The organism is Staphylococcus sp. SA22 (genome assembly GCF_054165785.1).
The window spans coordinates 251676-272285 of sequence record NZ_JBSZQY010000002.1; the positions used below are offsets into that span (position 1 = coordinate 251676).

General features: G+C 29.7%; 20 protein-coding genes and 1 pseudogene. 2 read left to right on the forward strand and 19 right to left on the reverse strand.

The annotated features are described in order from the left end of the window. Nucleotides 1-76: 76 nt before the first annotated feature. The 3 genes from ACXQH5_RS03380 to ACXQH5_RS03390 form a co-directional block, all read right to left on the reverse strand. Nucleotides 77-376, reverse strand: coding sequence for a hypothetical protein (locus ACXQH5_RS03380; protein WP_000545116.1), 300 nt, complete (start codon nucleotides 374-376; stop codon nucleotides 77-79). A gap of 137 nt (nucleotides 377-513) precedes the next feature. After that, nucleotides 514-897, reverse strand: coding sequence for an SA0632 family lipoprotein (locus tag ACXQH5_RS03385; RefSeq protein WP_000733429.1), 384 nt, complete (start codon nucleotides 895-897; stop codon nucleotides 514-516). 66 nt (nucleotides 898-963) lie between these two features. After that, the gene (locus ACXQH5_RS03390; protein ID WP_001259673.1) at nucleotides 964-1407 is read right to left on the reverse strand and encodes a GNAT family N-acetyltransferase; all 444 of its coding nucleotides are present in this window, start codon (nucleotides 1405-1407) and stop codon (nucleotides 964-966) included. Between the two features lie 126 nt (nucleotides 1408-1533). Here ACXQH5_RS03390 and ACXQH5_RS03395 point away from each other — a divergent pair, with 126 nt between their 5' ends. Next, nucleotides 1534-2223 (forward strand): DUF1129 domain-containing protein, encoded by a 690-nt coding sequence (locus ACXQH5_RS03395; protein ID WP_303261927.1) that lies wholly within the window; start codon nucleotides 1534-1536, stop codon nucleotides 2221-2223. A 98-nt stretch (nucleotides 2224-2321) separates the two neighbouring features. On the opposite strand, the gene ACXQH5_RS03400 is transcribed toward ACXQH5_RS03395, so the two are convergent. From ACXQH5_RS03400 to ACXQH5_RS03445, 10 genes and pseudogenes are all read right to left on the reverse strand, one after another. Beyond that, a complete protein-coding gene (locus ACXQH5_RS03400) occupies nucleotides 2322-2810 on the reverse strand; it encodes a DUF456 domain-containing protein (RefSeq protein WP_000152586.1) in 489 nt (162 codons plus the stop codon). Then, nucleotides 2807-4027: a sugar efflux transporter gene (locus tag ACXQH5_RS03405; RefSeq protein WP_000367070.1), complete on the reverse strand. Its 1221-nt coding sequence runs from the start codon at nucleotides 4025-4027 to the stop codon at nucleotides 2807-2809. The genes ACXQH5_RS03400 and ACXQH5_RS03405 overlap by 4 nt, the downstream gene beginning before the upstream one ends. Before the next feature lie 620 nt (nucleotides 4028-4647). Further along, a complete protein-coding gene (locus tag ACXQH5_RS03410; protein WP_000687412.1) occupies nucleotides 4648-5514 on the reverse strand; it encodes a LysR family transcriptional regulator in 867 nt (288 codons plus the stop codon). A 115-nt stretch (nucleotides 5515-5629) separates the two neighbouring features. Beyond that, nucleotides 5630-6275, reverse strand: a pseudogene (locus tag ACXQH5_RS03415) (DUF402 domain-containing protein). Nucleotides 6276-6419: 144 nt separating this feature from the next. Then, nucleotides 6420-6536 (reverse strand): hypothetical protein, encoded by a 117-nt coding sequence (locus tag ACXQH5_RS03420; RefSeq protein ID WP_014532581.1) that lies wholly within the window; start codon nucleotides 6534-6536, stop codon nucleotides 6420-6422. Nucleotides 6537-6627: 91 nt separating this feature from the next. Continuing rightward, a complete protein-coding gene (locus ACXQH5_RS03425; RefSeq protein WP_000833479.1) occupies nucleotides 6628-7101 on the reverse strand; it encodes a cupin domain-containing protein in 474 nt (157 codons plus the stop codon). Then, nucleotides 7101-7817: a YebC/PmpR family DNA-binding transcriptional regulator gene (locus ACXQH5_RS03430; RefSeq protein WP_000532966.1), complete on the reverse strand. Its 717-nt coding sequence runs from the start codon at nucleotides 7815-7817 to the stop codon at nucleotides 7101-7103. Before ACXQH5_RS03430 ends, ACXQH5_RS03425 begins: the two co-directional genes overlap by 1 nt. 189 nt (nucleotides 7818-8006) lie before the next feature. Next, nucleotides 8007-8366, reverse strand: a complete 360-nt coding sequence (gene sarX, locus ACXQH5_RS03435; RefSeq protein WP_001090984.1) for an HTH-type transcriptional regulator SarX — start codon at nucleotides 8364-8366, stop codon at nucleotides 8007-8009. A 145-nt stretch (nucleotides 8367-8511) separates the two neighbouring features. Continuing rightward, a complete protein-coding gene (locus ACXQH5_RS03440; RefSeq protein ID WP_001129761.1) occupies nucleotides 8512-10662 on the reverse strand; it encodes a helix-turn-helix transcriptional regulator in 2151 nt (716 codons plus the stop codon). 697 nt (nucleotides 10663-11359) lie between these two features. Next, on the reverse strand, nucleotides 11360-12004 hold the full coding sequence (locus ACXQH5_RS03445; RefSeq protein WP_000081602.1) for a Bax inhibitor-1/YccA family protein: 645 nt from the start codon (nucleotides 12002-12004) through the stop codon (nucleotides 11360-11362). Between the two features lie 360 nt (nucleotides 12005-12364). Here ACXQH5_RS03445 and ACXQH5_RS03450 point away from each other — a divergent pair, with 360 nt between their 5' ends. Next, on the forward strand, nucleotides 12365-13162 hold the full coding sequence (locus ACXQH5_RS03450) for a LysM peptidoglycan-binding domain-containing protein (protein ID WP_000731644.1): 798 nt from the start codon (nucleotides 12365-12367) through the stop codon (nucleotides 13160-13162). A 585-nt stretch (nucleotides 13163-13747) separates the two neighbouring features. Here the strand turns inward: ACXQH5_RS03450 and ACXQH5_RS03455 are convergent. The 6 genes from ACXQH5_RS03455 to graR form a co-directional block, all read right to left on the reverse strand. Beyond that, entirely contained in the window at nucleotides 13748-14755 is a 1008-nt protein-coding gene (locus ACXQH5_RS03455) for an inorganic phosphate transporter (protein ID WP_000120368.1), read from the reverse strand. Between the two features lie 15 nt (nucleotides 14756-14770). Continuing rightward, entirely contained in the window at nucleotides 14771-15388 is a 618-nt protein-coding gene (locus ACXQH5_RS03460; protein ID WP_000491755.1) for a DUF47 domain-containing protein, read from the reverse strand. A 724-nt stretch (nucleotides 15389-16112) separates the two neighbouring features. After that, nucleotides 16113-18002 carry an ABC transporter permease VraG gene (gene vraG / locus ACXQH5_RS03465; RefSeq protein WP_000143626.1) on the reverse strand — a complete coding sequence of 630 codons (1890 nt, stop codon included), beginning with the start codon at nucleotides 18000-18002 and terminating at the stop codon, nucleotides 16113-16115. Continuing rightward, on the reverse strand, nucleotides 17992-18753 hold the full coding sequence (vraF, locus tag ACXQH5_RS03470; RefSeq protein WP_000985996.1) for an ABC transporter ATP-binding protein VraF: 762 nt from the start codon (nucleotides 18751-18753) through the stop codon (nucleotides 17992-17994). Before vraF ends, vraG begins: the two co-directional genes overlap by 11 nt. A gap of 143 nt (nucleotides 18754-18896) precedes the next feature. Then, entirely contained in the window at nucleotides 18897-19937 is a 1041-nt protein-coding gene (graS, locus tag ACXQH5_RS03475; RefSeq protein ID WP_001061260.1) for a histidine kinase GraS/ApsS, read from the reverse strand. Further along, complete coding sequence (graR, locus tag ACXQH5_RS03480; RefSeq protein ID WP_001166497.1) at nucleotides 19930-20604, reverse strand: response regulator transcription factor GraR/ApsR; 675 nt, start codon at nucleotides 20602-20604, stop codon at nucleotides 19930-19932. The genes graS and graR overlap by 8 nt, the downstream gene beginning before the upstream one ends. Between the last annotated feature and the right edge of the window lie 6 nt (nucleotides 20605-20610).

Below are 20610 nucleotides of genomic sequence, written 5' to 3' on the forward strand. Positions count from 1 at the left end.
TTGACACTCCTATATAATTTCTCAATAAAAAACACAAAATCGATATTTTGATCAACTTTGCGTTTTAGATAGCAGTTTATTTTGATTTAGAAATATAGCTTATAAGTTCAACATGAACTGGCACTTCTTTTAAACGTGCTCTATCTGATTTCAGCGCAGTAAAAGTTGCATCTATAAAATCTTGTTGATGGTTTAAACGATATGTAGCAACAAAAGTATCTGTATCGGACTCAAAGTTTGGTAAATGTGCAATTACACGCTTAATTTCGCCAGTAGAATCAGCAATCGTGCGCCCTGTAATATTTTCTAATTCTCTACCTAATTCTGGCAAAGTAATATCTTGACCCTCTAAAATTCTAAAATCTTGTTCATGCATGCCGTTTCTCTCCTTTATTAATTACGTTGTCTATTTTTACGTTCTGTTTCAATCATGACCACATTTTAATTAATACATACCCTTAAAATAAGGTTTAAAACGCTGTACCTTTCATCTATAACAAGTAAGCAATTCAATTATGATTGGTGTTTGTCATTAGCTTTTTGATCTTTATCTGTTGATGTAGGCTTTTTGTGATTATCTTTATCCGATGACTTAGTTTGATCTTCTGATTGCTTATCTTGTGATGCCTCTTTATCTTTATTTTTGTCTTCGTCTTTTTTATCATCCTTGTTATCTTCTTTAGAAGGTTTTAAATCTTTCACTTCTTTTTCAAGGTCTTTTTGCTTATCTGCTAATTTTTCTTTTTCTTGTTTTAGCTTTTCTTTTTTATCTTTTAATTCTTTATTTTCTTTTTCTAACTTATCGATATCTTTTTCAAGAGATGCTTTTTCTTCGCTTTTACCGCAACCTGTTAAAAATAGCATGACCGCCATAATACTGATGATTAATTTCTTCATATAAAACTCCTTAACGTCATTAAATCTTTTTTAATTTTAACATGAATTAGCAACATAATCCTAATTCTAATCAATATCTTTATACATTTTCACATGACTCACTTGATAACCTAAATCTTTATTCAAAGATATCATTGGCAAATTACTTTTATGAATTGTACTGCTTATTCGCTTTGCATTCATAGTTTTAGCCCATTTTTCAAGCGCAATCTTCAGTTGCGTAGCTATTCCCAGTTTGCGAAATTGTGGTTCAACATATAGCAGTTCAATGTTAACCATACTTTTTTCATTACTAAAATGTCCCCAAATAAACGCTATTAATTGACCTTCATTTTCATATATATAAATTTTATCATTTGTATGTTCTAATCTTGAACATATCATCTCGTACCTAAGAGCAATACTCAGTTTAGTACATTTATAGTTGGATTCTGCTTGCGACAATAATGTCTCATGTATATTAGCTATTTGCTTGATATAATTATGTTCATCTTTATTAAGTGTCCTCATTTTCCTCTCCAATATTAATCGTTATATTTATGCGTTTAATATGATATGATTGACCTTATTAATACTATAAAATCATTTCCATTTTAATTTGGAATTAAACATTTTTAAAGGAGCGCTTAAGTAACAATGAAAAGTACTGCGCAATTAACAAAAGAAAATAATGTTAAATCATTAAGATTAAGCAATACTGATAGAGAAATCTTCGAGAATTATATGACTTATATGCGCTCTGACTTTCGCGTCAATCCTCATGATACAGAGTTAATTATTAACCGTATACTTAAACAATTATTAAGCGCAGAACAACATGGTTTATTAGCCTTAGATTTTTTCAATCACGACCCAAAAGCACATGCAATAAAAGAACTAAAAGCGATGCCTAATGAGACATTTAAAAATATTTTTAAATATATATATCAGCACATCGTTCTATTAATTGGGATTGTTAGTTTTCTCAAAGGATTTTTAGGATTTTTCATGGAAAAAAGTGGAAGTAATTTATATTTTGTTTCATTTCCGTTTTCAGTAGTCGTTGGATTCTTTATTGTCTTTTTATTTATATGGTTTAGTTTTAAAACAATACAACTGCAGTGTTTTAACAATTCAAATTGGATATGGATATTCACCTATTTGGCAATCATTCTACTAATTGTAGGATTTTTCTATGTATTCTTTATTCCACAATCATTACTTGCCTTTAGACCATATATTCAGGTAAGCAATTGGGTATTTATTATATTTTCATTTATAGTTATGCCTATTGGATTACGCATTGAAAGAAATATTTCGAAAAAACATTCTCATACATTTTTATAAACAAAAAGCTTATTACATCATATGCTAATTTGGTACTGTTAATGATAAAATCACTAAATTACAGTTACCGAAAAACATATTTTGCAATAAGCTTTTTATTAATTAATCAATAAAGCATCTATAAAGAACCATACAATCATTATAAACATAATGATTGCTTGAGCTATACTACTTGTTAAAAATGCTACGATTGAACCTATACTTACTTTAACTGCTCTTTCAAATGAATAGCCTTGTATTAATTCAACTATGAATACCAAAATAAAAGGTATAATAATAATTCCAAATGGCGGTAATACAAAACATCCAATAACAACACCAATTAAAGCTGCATACTCTCCAAACTTAGAACCACCGAAGCGATTCACAAAATATTTATTAGCTAAAAAGTCCGCACATAAAATTAATATTGTTAGCAATGCCATAGATACATAAAACACCCATGATAAATGCTGATTATGAAAGCCAAATTGATAGATTAGAAAGCCAACCCATAACACTAAAACAGAAGGAATAACCGGCTTAATCAACCCAACAAATGCTAACATGAAGGCAGCGATGATAAGTAGCCATAAAATAATTGTCATGTTGATATCACATCCTCTTTTGTAATTTTTTGATTTTTAGTAAAGAATATAAGTATCATACCTAACATGATTGATGCTGCTGATACAAAAAATACATTTTCCAAACCTACCCAGTGACTCATAGCACCACCTAATAAGTTACCGCCTAACTGTCCAATAACCATTGCATTAGAAAATAGTGTTGAGGCGTAGCCTGGGAAATCTGGTAAGATATCTTGGAAATAACTAATGCCAATTCCTAAAAGAACCGCTAAGAAAATAGCTAAAAATACCTGTCCTGCTAACATCATATAGAAGTTTTTAAATACCCCTATGCTGAAGTAGAATAAACTACCAAAAATCGCTCCATAAATCAACAATGTTCGAGTCTGTAATCTAGATGATAAAACGCCAAGAATGATCATAAATGGCACTTCTAAACCAGCACATAAACTAGCTAAATAACCGACATGTTGCTCATTTTCTTTTAAATAATCAGTAACAAATAAAGGCATATTCATCGTATACATCCATTGTCCAATGTGTAATAAAATAAATGCAATAAATGGTAATAAAAGCGTTTTGTCTTTAAACATATTAGGAGCAATTTTTTCAACATGTTGTTGCGTACTAATAGGTTGTTTAATGTTTAAATCCTTATAGAAAAACACTTGAAGTACTAAAGTAAATAAAATGATACTTATTGTTCCACCAAACAATCCAGCATAGCCTTTTAATCCGATTAATTGCGCACCAATAAATGGACCAAATAAAAAGCCCAATGAGAACATTGAACGTAATACTGTGTTGGCAAATTGAGCTCTATCTTTAGAGCTTGAAACATTGATAGATTCTCTAGCAGATGCGTAAAGTTGGGGCATTGCTGGTGCAAATAATCCTTGGAAAATCGCATATAGTAATATGAATAACCAGATTGTATCTACAAAAAAGTATATTGAAAAACCAAGCGCACCCATTAATAATGCGAGAATAATAATAATTTTTCTATTAAAGTGATGCGTATCCGAAAATCTAGCAATAATTGAATTTACTGTAAACTGGCTAATCGCTGCAGATGCTAGAAGTAATCCATACTGATTTGTTGTCATACCTAAATCTTTAGTTGCAAAAAGAACAAGATATGGGACCGTAACCGCAATACCCATACCTAGTAGAAACATATTAACAACAAAGAGTTTATAATTCTTTATTTGTAATAACGCTGCAAACATATCCATAACCCCGCTTCTTAGAGCCCCTTTTAATTTATTAATTAGGGGCTCTTATGCAGTTGATGCATTAGCAATCAACTGCGTTCCTTTGTCCCCTTTTAATTTATTAATTAGGGGCTCTTATGCAGTTGGTGCATTAGCAACCAACTGTATTCCTTTGTCCCCTTTTAATTTATTAATTAGGGGCTCTTATGCAGTTGGTGCATTAGCAACCAACTGTATTCCTTTGTCCCCTTTTAATTTATTAATTAGGGGCTCTTATGCAGTTGGTGCATTAGCAACCAACTGTATTCCTTTAGTCCCCCTTTTAATTTATTAATTAGGGGCTCTTATGCAGTTGGTGCATTAGCAACCAACTGTATTCCTTTAGTCCCCCTTTTAATTTATTAATTAGGGGCTCTTATGCAGTTGGTGCATTAGCAACCAACTGTATTCCTTCGTCCCCTTTTAATTTATTAATTAGGGGCTCTTATGCAGTTGGTGCGTTAGCAACCAACTGTATTTCTTCGTTCCCTTTTAATTTATTAATTAGGGGCTCTTATGCAGTTGGTGCATTAGCAACTAACTGCGTTCAATTTAACCGAATAGTTTAAAATTAAATACTAACACCTTAAATTAGTCTAAGACTACGCCTTTGGTTGTTCAACAAAGCTCGCCATAAGATTTACAAAAGAATCAACTTGTGGCAATTGCAACATACTCGGATCATAACTCATAAACGTTGAACGAATCAGCGGTTCATTATCAATTTCTACTTTTTCAAACTCAAATTGTTCTTTGCTGATATTTTTCATCATAATTTCTGGCAAGATTGTAACACCTACACCACTAATCAACATTTCTTTACAAGTTGCCACTTGATCCACTGTAATAGTTGCATGATAATCTTGCTCTAAATTATCGTTATACCATTGCTTTATTTGATTTATATAAATCGGGTCAGCTTGAAACTCTATGAATGGCAACTTTGTAACATCGTCTCGTCTATTTTTTGGAAAAATAAAATAATGATCATCATTAAATAAATGTGTGTTAGCTAAATTCATTACCTTATTTCCACGAGTTATCATAACATGATAGTCTCTATGGTTTGCTTTAATTTGTTCAGTTGAACCAACTTGTACTTGAATTTCAACATTAGGAAATTGGGCATTATATAGGCTCAAAACTTCAGGAAGTAAGGTTTGTCCAATCAATGAAGAACACCCTATTGATATTGTTCCATTCACTTCACCAATATGTGCCTGCATTTTGTCAAAAAATAATCGCTCTCTTTTCAACATGTCACGGGCATGCTCAATAATCATTGTTCCTTCAGTTGTTGTAATCAATTGTTTTTTTGTTCTGATAAAAATATCTACTCCAAAAGCATTTTCAATAGCTTTTAGTCTTTGTGTAACAGCAGGTTGAGATATATATAAAATTTCAGCCGCTTTACGTAACGTTTTCGTTTCGTCTAATGTTATTAGTAAACGATAGTCTTCAATCTTCATAATTTCCCCCCATAAATTATTCAATTATTGAACTTTCATGACTACGAGCATTCAAGAGTTCATTACTAACGAATAATTTCACCAATTTTATTGGTATGGCTGCAGCTTGAATTACTTATTTTTTCTTTTGTTGTTGGTGATTTTTAGTTTGATTATATTGCTTAGGTTTTATTTGTTTGCTTTTTTCAAAATTAGTTTTATTTTGTGGCTTTTGATGATTTTTTTTGAGCCTTTGCATTAATTTTATTAAAGCAGTACATGATTTTCTTTTGGAATCCTTTAAAATCATTTTCTAACTCTGCCATAATTTGATGCGCAATCATATATGCTTCATGAAATTGCTTTTTTGTAATTTGCTCACTTTCTAATGCAAACATTAAATCATCTTCATCTACTAACTCATATTCACCACTTGGTAATGCTAAAACATCTAAACATAAATCTACTGTACGTGCATTACCTTTTTGCGTTATATTTTTGATATTTATATCAAAATAATATTCTAATGGATTGCCTTTATTATCAAACATTACAGTTATACTATAACGTTTCTTTTCAGGTAGTATTTGCAACCATTTATAATTGTCATCTGCGACAATAATATTTTGTCCAACTACCGTCACCTCTAAAGGATCACGAACCTTTTTCATCGTGACTAAGCCTATAATACCCTTGAACCTATTATTATTAACTTTTACCTCTGTGTATTCCCTATCAATTAGGCGACGCCAGTGACGTTTATCTATATACTTTACTTTCACAGTCACCAACTCCTTGTCATTATTATATAAAACTACATGAATGATGTCATGTCATGATACAGTTTTATAGTTTTTGTTAATCATATGAAAATATTTATTATTATTTTACTACAACTCGCTTCAATTTACTTAAAATAGACAATATTAATTAGATAGTACACATACTTCTTCATAACAATGATTTTTCAAAATTATAAATAATATGGTCTTATCGTTTTCAAAATCATTTAATGTTAATTTCATTAGAAAAAGCTGTAGCATCAATTCTATTCTGATTCAATCAAGAATACATACAAAAATGAAGTGACTCAAAGGTTTATTAACAACCTTCAAACCACTTCATTGATCATTTTTATTTTAAAGCATATTTTTCAATCACTGATTTAAGATGCGGATATTGTGTAATTAATTCAGATTGCTTAAACAATTCAAACTGCTTAAACTCAAATGCCGGTTGACACATACAACCTACTAAACTATAAGTATTTGAAATTTCGATTGAAGAAGCAAAAATTGTTCCTTTAGGCACTACATATTGCAATACATCTCCATTTTGGATATCAGTACCCAATGTTGCAGTCGTATATTCCCCATCCAGATTTATCATATGAATTGTTAGAGAATCACCAGCATGATAGTACCATACTTCATCAGCATCAATTCGATGAAAATGCGAAATATTGTCATCTGTAAGTAAAAAATAAATACTACTAAACGGCGCTCTGCGTCCATCTTTCAATACTTCTCGGATTGTCTCTCTATAGAAACCACCTTCAGGATGTGATTCAAGTTGCAATTCATCAATCCATTGTTCTGCTGATTTCATTATTTCAAATCCACATTATGGAATACGTTTTGTACATCTTCTAAATCTTCTAATGCATCGATTAATTTTTCAAATGTTACTTGGTCCGCTTCAGAAAGTTCAATATCTGTTTGAGGTAACATTTCAAATTCAGCAACTTTAAATTCTTCAACACCTGCTGCACGAAGCGCATCTTGAACGACTGCAAATTGATCTGGTTCAGCATAGACTATTGTCAATCCATTATCGTCAATCACATCATTTACATCTACATCTTGTTCCATTAATGTTTCAAGTATTTCGTCAACAGACTTTCCTTCAATACCAAATGTTGCCACATGGTCAAACATATAAGCAACTGATCCAGATACACCCATATTACCGCCGTTTTTACCAAAAGCAGCACGCACATCAGATGCAGTACGATTTACATTGTTTGTTAACGCATCAACAATTAGCATTGATCCGCTAGGTCCAAATCCTTCATATCTTAGGTGATCAAAGTTTTCGTCTCCAGCACCCTTAGCTTTATCTATTGCTTTTTCAATAATATGATTCGGCACTGAATATGTCTTAGCGCGTTCAAGCACCAACCTTAAAGCTTGGTTAGATTCTGGATTGGGTTCACCAGATTTTGCTGCAACATAAATCTCCTTACCAAATTTCGCATATATTCTACTTGTGTTTTTATCTTTTTGGGCCTTTTTTTCTTTAATGTTATTCCATTTACGTCCCATAATGTCATCTCGCTTTCGAACTGTTTAATTAACAACATATATTATACATGATTTTTTTATGATTATATACATTTTCACAATTAACATTATTGAATTACGATTTCTTCAATCTGTTACTTAGTTTTAAAATATGTATATATAAAAAATGTGCCGATAAGCAATTTCTATGCTTTCGACACTCAATTTCAATTAAATATTTAAAAATTGTTCTACATCTTCAAATAAAGCATTAAATTTAGATATATCATCATCATTTAAATAAATATAAATTTTACGCTCATCTTTAGATGATCTAACTTTACTAAGTCTTTCTTTTTCAATTAGTCTTCTTATAGAAACTAATAATTTTGTCCTACTTAAATCTAGCTCATCCATTGCAGTTTTTAAAAATGATTGCATAAGTACTTTCTCATCTTTGCAATGCTTCATCGTTAAATCTAAGACTGCTAAATCATTTAGCGACAACTTATATTTTTTATCAATATATTCAGATAATGCTTTATATTGTTTATAGAAGCCAAGCAATGTTTCTAATTTCTCAGTATTCAAAATGTTGCACCCCCAAATATATAAAGACAATGCTTCTGTCATTATTATCTTAAATTTTTCTGCCATTGTCTTTCTCATTTGTTTTTAATACGTTGTCAAAATTACCAACAAATGCAAATTAAATTTTGCAATACATATCAAGGTGTTATTTTTTTCCTATTTTAATTATGTATAACGCATTAAAAGTAACGTTAATATTTAAGGAATTATTACTAAAGTTATGCTCTTTAATCTCGATTGCTGGTTTAAGGTAGTTGTCAATTTTAGATAGTAAACTAGGGTTCCATTCATATTTATCTCTTAATTCTTTAGAAATCAAATGATTAATGTTGCCACTATTTTCGTCCAATGTTTCTATTACAATTAGATATTTATCGTTTAAAACATTGTTTTTAAAATTTATATAAACTTGACTATCCTCAAAATTACTCATAATTGTCTCGCTCTCTATCACTCGCCAATCATAAATAACAAGACAATAATAATTCTCTATATCAAAAATAGAATAATAACTGTTTTCATATTTTGGTTTCGAGACATATTCGATAAATTTTTCCAATATAAGACCTAGTGTTGTCTTAAATCCATTTTTGTCATATAGATGCATCGCATTAAATGCTTGATGATTGTCAAAAATGTTCAATCCAAACCCATCAAAGTTGTGATACAGCGCACTTAATGTCTTATAAATCAATGGGGCACTATTACTTAAATCTCGTTCTTTATTATTAATCAGTTTATGATTTTCAACATTTAAAAAAATCAGCTTTTCTTGTTCAATATCCAATTCATTAATTACTTGTTTTAAATTTTTAAAATGCAAAATATTTTTCAATAGTAACTCATCACTTTCCCCCATCAAATAAGGGCTACTTAAATTTGCATTATCTATTATTAACGAATCGAATTTAAGTCGCTTTATTTGTGATACTAGTGATTTAAAAACTGAAGGTTTTTCAAATAAACAGGTAATATTCAATCCTAATTTTACATTCAACATGATGTTATGTAATTTTAATATCATTCGATAAATTGTTCTAATTTCCATCAATGATAAATCAAAAACAAAATGCACTTCGTAATTATTATGATTACTTAATTCGTTTGGAGATATTTGTCTGAAAACACTCATAAAAGCTTCTTCAACATAATAAGTTGTTTCAATATCATTTATATTAAATGCTATCTTTAAATCACTTTCAATTATTGTTTTAATGATTGCGAATTTTTCTTCTTCTGACATGGTATTTTTACTTTTTAAAATCGATGGCATGATGAAAAAGACAACTTGACTGTTCTTATTCAATAAGGTTTTAAAGATTCCTTCTAAGAAAACTAATTTCATTTCTGTAAAAGTATTTATTTGAATAACCGTTTGAAACAATTTAGGTGTTTCAAATTTGTCTTCATCAATATGTATAACATCAGTTAGGTGGTTTTTATAATGTTCAATATAATTCAATATGATTTCTTTTACTTCTTGCACCATTTTGCCTACTAGTGGTTCTGGCTTTAGCATTAAACATTTATTATATTTTGATAAATTACGATATTCATTCGGTGTTATATCCATATAACTTTTAAACATTTTAGAGTAAGTGGAGCTACTACTAAAACCTAAATGTTCACTTATGTTGCTAATAGTACTATCAGTAGTAAGTAGTATTTCAATCGATTTACCAATTTTCAAAGTATCAATATATTTTTTAAAACCCATGCCCATAAGTAAGTGGAATTGTGATGACAAATTTGACTTTGAAACAAATAATTTATCAGCGACACTTTTTAATGTCAATCGTTGATTTACATTTTGATAAATATATTCGAGCTCGTCACGCAAATCACCATAATAGGCATATCGATATTGATTTTGCGCAATCTTTTTATCCATACTTGCTTCTTTTGCAATAATTTTAATAATATCCTGTAATTTTCTAACATCAGCGTCATTGAGAGGTTGATTATCAAGGTATCGATAAGTCAATTTTAATAGTAGACATTTCAAATTATAGGATGATTTAATTAACTTTGCTGTATAGTGGTAATTAAAGAAAGTAAAGCCTAATTCCGCAAACCAATCGCTACTCAAATACAACATGATCGTTTTTTTATTATTCTTAATACTAAATACATCCAGATGATTAATAATATATATATCATCTTCAATTATTTTACTTTTACGAAATTTTTGTAGTTCGATTTCCCCGTCAATTGGCCAAAATAAGACTATGCCATCTTGGCAACGCGTTGTCGCATATTCATTATTAGTAAGTATATGCAAGCATGATTTTGCCATAACTTTACCTCTTTCTATATTTAAGTACCACTTTTATCATTCCCTATAATATTTAACTTATTTAATTAAACGTAAATTTAACACAATACGAATACCAAATCAAAAATAAATAAAACTATATAATGGGTAATTTTTAAACTTATATATCAATCATTTAAATATTACAAAAATAGATGTAGCCAGTTTAATTAAACTATCCAATTGAAAACACACTACTTTTTAGTATTTTCAAAATAATTTTAAATGACCACATCTACAACGTATTACTATTATCTTTTGTTAGTTTTATATTCATTTTCAATTTAAAAATAAACACTTATTTAAATCACATTCTACTTTTGAGATGAGCTCAAACTAACATTAAATTGTTTATATTATCTATACTTATTCCTATTAATATTTCGATTTTAAAATTAATACGTAGCTATACTTTACTTTTCTAATAAAAGTGTAATTAGAAAGGCAAGTACACCTGTTTAAAGTTTATCTTCTAAGATTTGTTTACTTTAGAACTATAGCAGTTAATCATTTCAATGATTAATAATATTTTTACAATTTAAGGTAATATATTTTTATTGCTTTATCAGTAAAATCTCTATCTAAATTTCTAAATTATGACAATCGCTCCAAATTAAGGTTGATATTCATTATTGATTATTCCAAAACTTTATACAAATTTCTTTATTAATTTAACTGTTTATCTTCTGAACATATTAGCAAGATAAAGTATATCCTTAATAATATTCAACAAATTAATAAATAGATTAAATCCCATTTCTCTTGGTGAATAGTCACCTCTTTTTAAACGATTAAAATCATACAAAGTATAAAGTAGAAATAACAACAGACTAACGACGGTAATAATAGTATAAAAAATAGGATTTTGAAGAAAAATACCAATTAGACTCGCAATAATTAATGTTATTAATGTAACGAATAAATACTTGCCTATACTCGATGCATCTCCAACGAAGAAATAACCAATAATACCAAATGCTATAAATGCAAAAATTGCTAATGCGATATTTTTATAGAAAATATCTGGTCCTAAATTTTGTAAATACGTGGTAAACGTTGCGTATGACAATAAGCCAATTACTACAGCGTAAATATGTGAAATAATTAAACCGAACCGTCTCGCTCTTTCAAAAACAAGTGTTGCTAAAATAATAATCAGTAATCCAAATGACAAGGGTTGTCGCCAACTTAATGGTAAAAACTGACCTAGATAGCATCCTATACCAAATATAATCCAGTAATACATAAAATAAAGCCACACTTTACTTATTGATTGAGCATGTTGGTTTTGATGATAATATGAATGATTTGTATTTTGCGACAAAATAATTCCTCCTTCTACTGTCGTTTTATGCGTCAAATTTTACAGTAAATTTTGCTTCATCAAAAGAAATAACCTTTAACAAGTATAGTGATTTTACATTTTACAATGTTACAAAATATAATTTTTTATAATTAGTTAAAATCACTAAAACGCTTTTATACACTATCAAATCAACATTTATAAAAATATGAACCGATATCCTAAAATGTTAATAATATTACAAGATAATAACAAACCACACAAAGCTACTTATTTTTGATAATATGGAAAGCGTAATATAAAACGAAAACTTAATTTACTATATAAATTGTCTTAATAATTTTTAAAAGTAGTAAATCTTAATTTTAAGGAGGAGTCCCTTTGAAAAAATTAGCATTTGCAATAACAGCAACATCTGGTGCAGCTGCATTTTTAACGCATCATGATGCACAAGCTTCTACACAACATACAGTACAATCTGGTGAATCATTATGGAGTATTGCTCAAAAATACAACACTTCGGTAGAGAGTATTAAACAAAATAACCAATTAGATAACAACTTGGTATTCCCTGGTCAAGTTATCTCAGTAGGTGGAAGTGATGCTCAAAATACGTCAAACACTTCTCCACAAGCTGGTTCAGCATCATCTCATACTGTACAAGCTGGTGAATCATTAAATATCATTGCTAGCAGATATGGTGTTTCAGTTGATCAATTAATGGCAGCCAATAACTTACGTGGTTATTTAATTATGCCTAACCAAACATTACAAATTCCTAATGGTGGATCAGGTGGTACAACACCAACAGCTACAACAGGTAGCAATGGCAATGCATCATCTTTTAATCACCAAAATTTATACACTGCTGGTCAATGTACATGGTACGTATTTGACCGTCGTGCTCAAGCTGGTAGTCCAATTAGCACATATTGGTCAGACGCTAAGTATTGGGCTGGTAACGCAGCTAATGATGGTTACCAAGTAAACAACACACCATCAGTTGGTTCAATTATGCAAAGCACACCTGGTCCATATGGTCATGTTGCTTATGTTGAACGTGTCAATGGTGATGGTAGTATCTTGATTTCTGAAATGAATTACACATATGGTCCATACAATATGAACTATCGTACTATTCCAGCTTCAGAAGTTTCTAGCTATGCATTCATCCATTAATTAAATAAATTGTACTGATATATACTAGCAATTCACATCATGTGAGATTGCTAGTTTTTTATTTTTGAAAAAAATTTTCATTTTGGTACAAAAAATTATCTCACCCTTCCCTATCATACTTATTTATATTTTGTATGAATGGTAGTTAGGTAAAAAATAATAACCCACCTATTTGATTAAATTAAATGCATAATATATTAAAAATCAAAATAATGCAACTAAGCTGACTATATAATGATTTAATTTGTTATACCAGTATTTTACGCTTTTTCGTCTACATATACAAATTTATATTAAATAAAGTCCAATACAATTTAGGTTAATTAAACAAGTTGATAGCTATTTAATTATTCATTCATTGAAGAATATAAACTATTAAATCATTATTTTGCTCTTACATATGATTTAATGACCTAACTGATTATGTTCCATGGAATACATTTATAACATAGCCTCAAATTAAAATGCTTTGTCTTGGTCATTCTATGTAAATTCTATAAAATATGTTATCTATTTACATAAAAAATGAACTTCAATACCACCATATTTTTGTGATACTGAAGTTCAGTTTAGTTTTATTTTCAATTAGAAAAATAAGTTAAGTATATAGAATAATAAACCTGCTAACAATGCTGAAATAGGTAATGTAATCACCCATGTAATGATCATTCGTTGTGCAGTACTCCATTTTACACCTTTAGCTCGGTTAGAAGCACCAACACCTAAGATTGATGATGACACAACGTGAGTTGTTGATAATGGGAAATGTAGCGATGACGCAACAAAAATTGTTAATGCAGATGATAAATCGGCCGCTGCACCATTTGCAGGACGTATTTTCATAATATTACCACCTACAGTTTTGATAATTTTCCAGCCACCAATTGCAGTACCAAGCCCCATTGCTGTCGCACAGGCAAATTTTACCCATAGCTGTGGTTCAACGCTACCATCATTCTGTACATTAGCAACAATCAATGCCAACGTAATAATACCCATTGATTTTTGCGCATCATTCGTACCGTGAGAGAATGATTGTAACGCTGCTGTGAAAATTTGGAAAAATCTAAAGTTACGATTCGCTCTTGTTAAATTTGCATTTTTAAAGATAACTTTAAAAATTGAATACATCAAGAAACCAACACAAAATGCGATAATCGGTGAAACGATTAATACAATAATAATTTTTGTGAAACCTTGGTAATGTAACACTCCAAATGAGCCTTCAGATGCGATTGCTGCACCCGCAATTGAACCTATAAGTGCATGTGAAGACGAACTTGGAATTCCGTAAAACCAAGTAGCTAAATTCCAAATAATAGCCGCAAGTATAGCAGCTAACACAACAACTAATCCATTTTCCAATTTAAATGGATCGACAATGTCTTTAGTAATGGTGCCTGCAACGCCCGTAAATGTTAAAGCACCTATAAAGTTCATCACTGCTGCCATTAAAATTGCCGTTTTAGGCGTTAACGCTCTAGTAGATACAGCAGTAGCTACTGCATTGGCTGTATCATGGAATCCATTGATAAAGTCAAATATCAGCGAGAAAATAACTACAGCTATAGTGACGATGATTATATATGACATAAATATATACTCCCCTTAGCTATTTTTCATAATAATAGTTTCAAAATTATTTGCTACGATTTGACATTTATCAGCAATTTCTTCCATGCTTTCATAAATATCTTTTATTTTAATTAATGTGATTGGATCTGTTTCGCTATTGAAAATATGTTTAATTGACTGTCTTAAAATACCATCACAGTTTGTTTCAAATTCTTTAATATTAATTGAATGAATACGCATATGTGATAATTTTTTATCGACTAATAAGCCGACAGCAAGTTTCATTTCTGCAACTGCTTTTTGAATGTTATCAACAAACTCAGCCATATATTCATCTGTGTATTCGATTGAATACATTTCAAACATAGCTGCCGTTTCTTCAATTGCATCTAAAACATCATCAATTGCATCACATAATGATAAAATATCTTCACGTTCAATTGGTGTGATAAATGTTTGATTTAAATCAGTAATTACTTGATGTACTAATTCGTCACCATGTGACTCATAAGTTTTAATGTTGTCTGAGTATGCTTTTAAATCTAAATGAGTATTGAAATCCATTTTACCGAATTCAATAGCAGCACGATCCAGATTGAAAACCATCTCTTCTAATTGAACCATAAACTTATCTTTTTTCTTACTAAACATTTAAAATCCTCCATTTAAGCGATTGTCACCAATCACATTCAGTTATAATTTGTTTCAAATTAAGACAAGTGAATTTACAAACTAATGATACAAATTTGTTATTATCAATCGTCAGTATAATTTTAGTGTACTGATATTAATTTCAAAAATGCCTCACAGTAAACAATTTACTGTATTTGCCCTTATATGAAAATAGCACAAAATTTACAATCCCACAATTCAATTTACAAATTTTTAACAATTCCGAAACTTAACTTTTACATAAAATTTAAATAGTAGTAGGCATTTGTTTTGAAAAAGTTATTGTATAGGCAATTTTTTATCTATACAACTCTAAAAATTGTAAATGAATATAGTTGGGAAATTTGCAACGATACAATATTTATTACATAACTTTTACATATTAAAATACACTTATCTTGTTTAAAACGATCATTGACTCATATATCTCTCAATGAATATACTTTTATTTTCTCACATTTAATACAATTTACAAAGTTGAATCCTGTTAATCTTTTCAATTAAAAGCATCACCAATTAAATATATTTCATTCAAAACACTTTCATAATCACTCATACCTTTACTTCATTATTAATATGGTATTTTAACCCAGTATTCAACTATACATGCTAAAAATATAACTTCTCTTCATTTATAATAAAAAGCTCCCAGTATAGTTCGTGAATCCGAATCCACTACTCTACTGAAAGCCATCTGTATATTTTATATGGAATGTCTAATTGTTCGCTTGGAATGATTATAAGCCGTCACTGCAAAAACAGCATACATACAAATGTATAATCCCATTACTATGAAAACCGGTATTTGATTCGTTGTACCCATTAATTTCATATATGCTAATGATGTAAAATATGCATGTGATAGTGCAATAACTAAAGGTAACCCAAAATTAAACATAATTTTAAACTTTAGTCCCCTTGCCATATCTTTTTGTGTAAATCCAAGCTTTCTCAATATACTATAATTCTCTAATTCATCTTCGGTTTCATCTATTTGCTTAATGTATATAATGCAACATACAGCAATCAAGAATGTAATACCTAAAAATGATGTTACAAATAATAATATTCCGGTTAAACTTGATATTGAGCTTATCGCTTCACTTCTTGTTTTAATAGATTTATCAACTTTATTTTTCGCTTTTTCTAATGCTAAAGCATCTTTTTTATGTTTCAAATCGAATCCAAATTGAGAGACGATATGCTTTGCCTTTGTATATTTTCTTATTTCTTGATAGTCTTTATCATTTAAGACAAACGTTGGTCCACCTAAATCAACATCTGTCATAAAATAGATTTTATTAATATCTTTACGTAACTTAATATTCACATGGTGCTTTTTCGTTCCTATAACCGCTTTACCATGCTTCTTATGTTTCACTAAATCTTTGATAGAACCTTCCGCTACAAACAAATCAGCTTGCCCACGTTTCAAATCAGTATTAGGGATGTATTTATCACTAGTAATTGTTACATTGTATGGTTCTTTCGCTTTTACATCAAATAAATTATCTTTATACAATTTCGTATGAATTACTTCTTTATAATTATAAAAATGAGGAATTTTTTGATTGTTTAATTCACTTGCTAATTGATTAGCTTTTTGTTGGTCTTTAATTGTAACGTCGTGTGGTGCAGTATATTTTATTTCACTTGATAAGGACGCTCTACTTATAGCAGCAAAGCAAAGAACTGAAACAGTAATCGCTGAAATGATTGCCATGACCGTAAGTGAAAAAGCATTTTTCTTAATACGATACATAATAGATGATGAGAACATGACATCATTTACACTTATAACACCTTTTCTAAACTTCTTCACCATTTTAAAAACTAGAGAAACAGAGCTTTTAAAAAATAAGTATGCCCCAATCACAGTTGACAATAAAATAAACATAAGTGTACCGATAGAATCATAATATTGAACAATGTTCAAAGATAGATAGTATCCTGTGGTAATCAATACTATACCTAAGATGCCTAAAACAACCTCTTCAAATGTAATTTTATTATGATTTGTTTCTTTAACCTGGTTATTCTTTGACATCTGTGAAATAGATTGTTTGAACACTAATATAAAATTTTGAGCAGATGTTAAAAAATAAGCGACACCGATTAACATTAATGTTTCAAATACCGCCCTCAAACTAAAAATAATTGGAACCTTTTCTTTAATTCCTAATAATGTAAAGACAATCATTAATAACAGTTTCGAACCAAAAATACCAATAATAATACCTAATATTGCCGTAATTATAAATATTAGTAATTGTTCGAGCATTAGTATATAAATAATGTTGAATTTAGATAAACCTAATGTTTGATATAATGCAAGCTCATAACTTCGTCGTTTAATAAATAACACATTGGCATATAACAAAAATGCAATTATGATGAAAAATAGGAAGTAGCTTCCGACTTGTGAGCCTTCCTTTATAATTGGATATGACTCTGTCATGTTTAGTTTATGAGCGTATTTTAATGCTACAAAGCTAAAATACAATACTACACTCGTAATTAATGAAAAAAGATAGATGGCATAATGCGATAAATTTTGACGGAAATTTTTAAATATTATCTCGTTAAAGGTCATAATTAACGCCACCTAAAACACTTTGTACACGTATTATTTCTTTGAAAAAGGTATGTTTATCGTCATCCCCTTGGTATAATTCAGTGAAAATTTGACCATCTTTTAGCATCACTACTCTATTGGCATAACTTGCTGCAACAGGATCATGCGTTACCATAATAATTGTAGACTTAAATGCTTCATTCATTCTTGTTAATCGTTTTAATAAATCTTGAGTACTTTTAGAATCCAGTGCACCTGTTGGTTCGTCAGCAAATATAATAGAAGGTAATGTAATAAACGCTCTTGCAGCAGATGTTCGTTGTCTTTGTCCACCAGACAATTCAGAAGGATATTTATCACTAATATCCAATATATTTAATGCTTCTGCTACTTTTTCATAACGATTTAACATGTGTTCTTTATCTAACTTCTGTACCGTTAGTGGTAACATTATGTTTTCTTTAACAGTCAATGTATGCAGTAAATTATACTCTTGAAAAATAAAACCAATATCATGCTTGCGTATATCAGATAATTCTTTGTTTGAAAGCTTTTCTAATTTTTTTCCTTTTAATGTAATAGAACCTTGTGAAATATAATCAATTGAACTTAAAACATTTAATAATGTCGTTTTCCCAGATCCAGAGGGACCCATAATAGCAATAAACTCGCCTTCTTCAATAGACATATTGATATCTCGCAACACTTCTTGTGCCATTTTTTTAGTTCCATATATTTTTGTTAATTGTTTTACTTCTAAAATTGCCACTTTAACACTCCTATAATTTATCTTAACTTCATTTCCTTTAGGCTTTGGCACTTGTATCTTCAATTTAACATATGACTAACATCTATCTTATTATAACGTTGAAGCTGCATTGATGTATCAATTCTAAGTAACAAAACGCATGTTTAAAATGACAAATTTGTCACTTCCGACATGCGTTCAACAATTTCATTTTGTAATGGGAAAATCAATTTGACAGTTGTCCCCTTACCAACAGTCGACGTGACTTGCAGATGAATACCTAATTGATCCTTTACACTATTTACTAAATATAAACCCATACCTGAAGACGTCGTTTCATTTCTGTTAGCCGTTGACGTAAATCCTCGTTCAAATATTCGTGGCATATCTTTTTTACTAATACCTCTGCCATAGTCTTTAATATATAACGAAACATGTTGATCATTTAATTCTGTCCCAATTTCAATATTAAAATTCTCACTATATTTCAGTGCGTTTGACAAAATTTGTCTAATAATCATACGGCACCATTTTATATCTGTATAAACATAATCATCCACTTTAAAGTCAACATCAAAACCAATACCTTTAACCTGACTAATATGTCTTGTTAATTGTATTTCATCAATGACCATGCGTTTAAGTGACACGTAATCAAAATACATATCTTTGCGCTGAGATTCTAATCTAGTAATATACAGTTGTGTATCTAGCATCGAGTTTATACGAGACCATTCATATAGTAATGCCTGTTTTCTTTCTTGATTTTCTTCTTGATCAATTAATAATTTCATGGCTGTCACAGGTGTTTTTATGTCGTGCACAAATTCTGTAATGGTTTGTTCATGCATGTTCAATTGTAACTGTTGCTCAACAACCTTTTCTTTGTGCGCTGAGATTTGACGATATAAATAATCAACTGTATGACGTTGAAATGGCGTTTCCGCTAAATCTTTATGTTTAATTTCTTCTATTTCTTTATCTTTGTCAAAATGCTTATATAATTTTACTTCTTTAAAATATGTCAATATAAGAAAAATCATTGTTAAACTTAAATTCAAAGAAACAATATAAAATAAACTGTCTATTGGAAAATCATAATCGATTAGACTAATGCCTAACATAAGCAAGTTTAAAAACAATATCCAAAATATCCAGTTCATGCGAGATTTCAAAAAATAAGCTACCCATTTCAAATTATTCATGAGCCATATATCCTTTTCCTACTTTTGTTTCGATTGCACTATCCATACTTATTTCAGATAATTTTTTTCGTAAACGATTCACATTTACTGTTAACGTATTATCACTAACAAATGCTTCATCATCCCATAATGCAGTGATAATTGTATCTCTCGAAACGATTTGATTTTTTTTGGTAATAAGAATTTCTAATATAATCATTTCTGTTTTAGACAGGAAAATCGTCTGATCACCTTTTTGTATACTATCTTTTGATAGATCTATAATGGCATCTTGCCATGTTAACGTGCGTTTTTCTTCAGCAGTAAATTCATACACTCGTCGATAAATCGCTTGTAATTTAGCAATTAATACATTTGTATAAAAAGGCTTTTGCATATAATCATCTGCGCCAAGTTCCATACTCATCACTTGATCCATTGGATTATCACGAGATGATAAAAATAATATTGGTACGTTGGAAACTTCTCTCATTTTTCTGCACCAATAAAACCCATCATATTTAGGTAATTGAACATCCAATATAACAATTTCAGGATTAAAACTTTCAAATGTATCCATTACTTTGCCGAAATCTTCAATACCAGCAACATTAAAATCCCATTGTTCTAATTCTTTTTTCAATTCTTGAAACAAAGTATTGTCATCTTCTACTAGTAGTATTTGCATCCATAT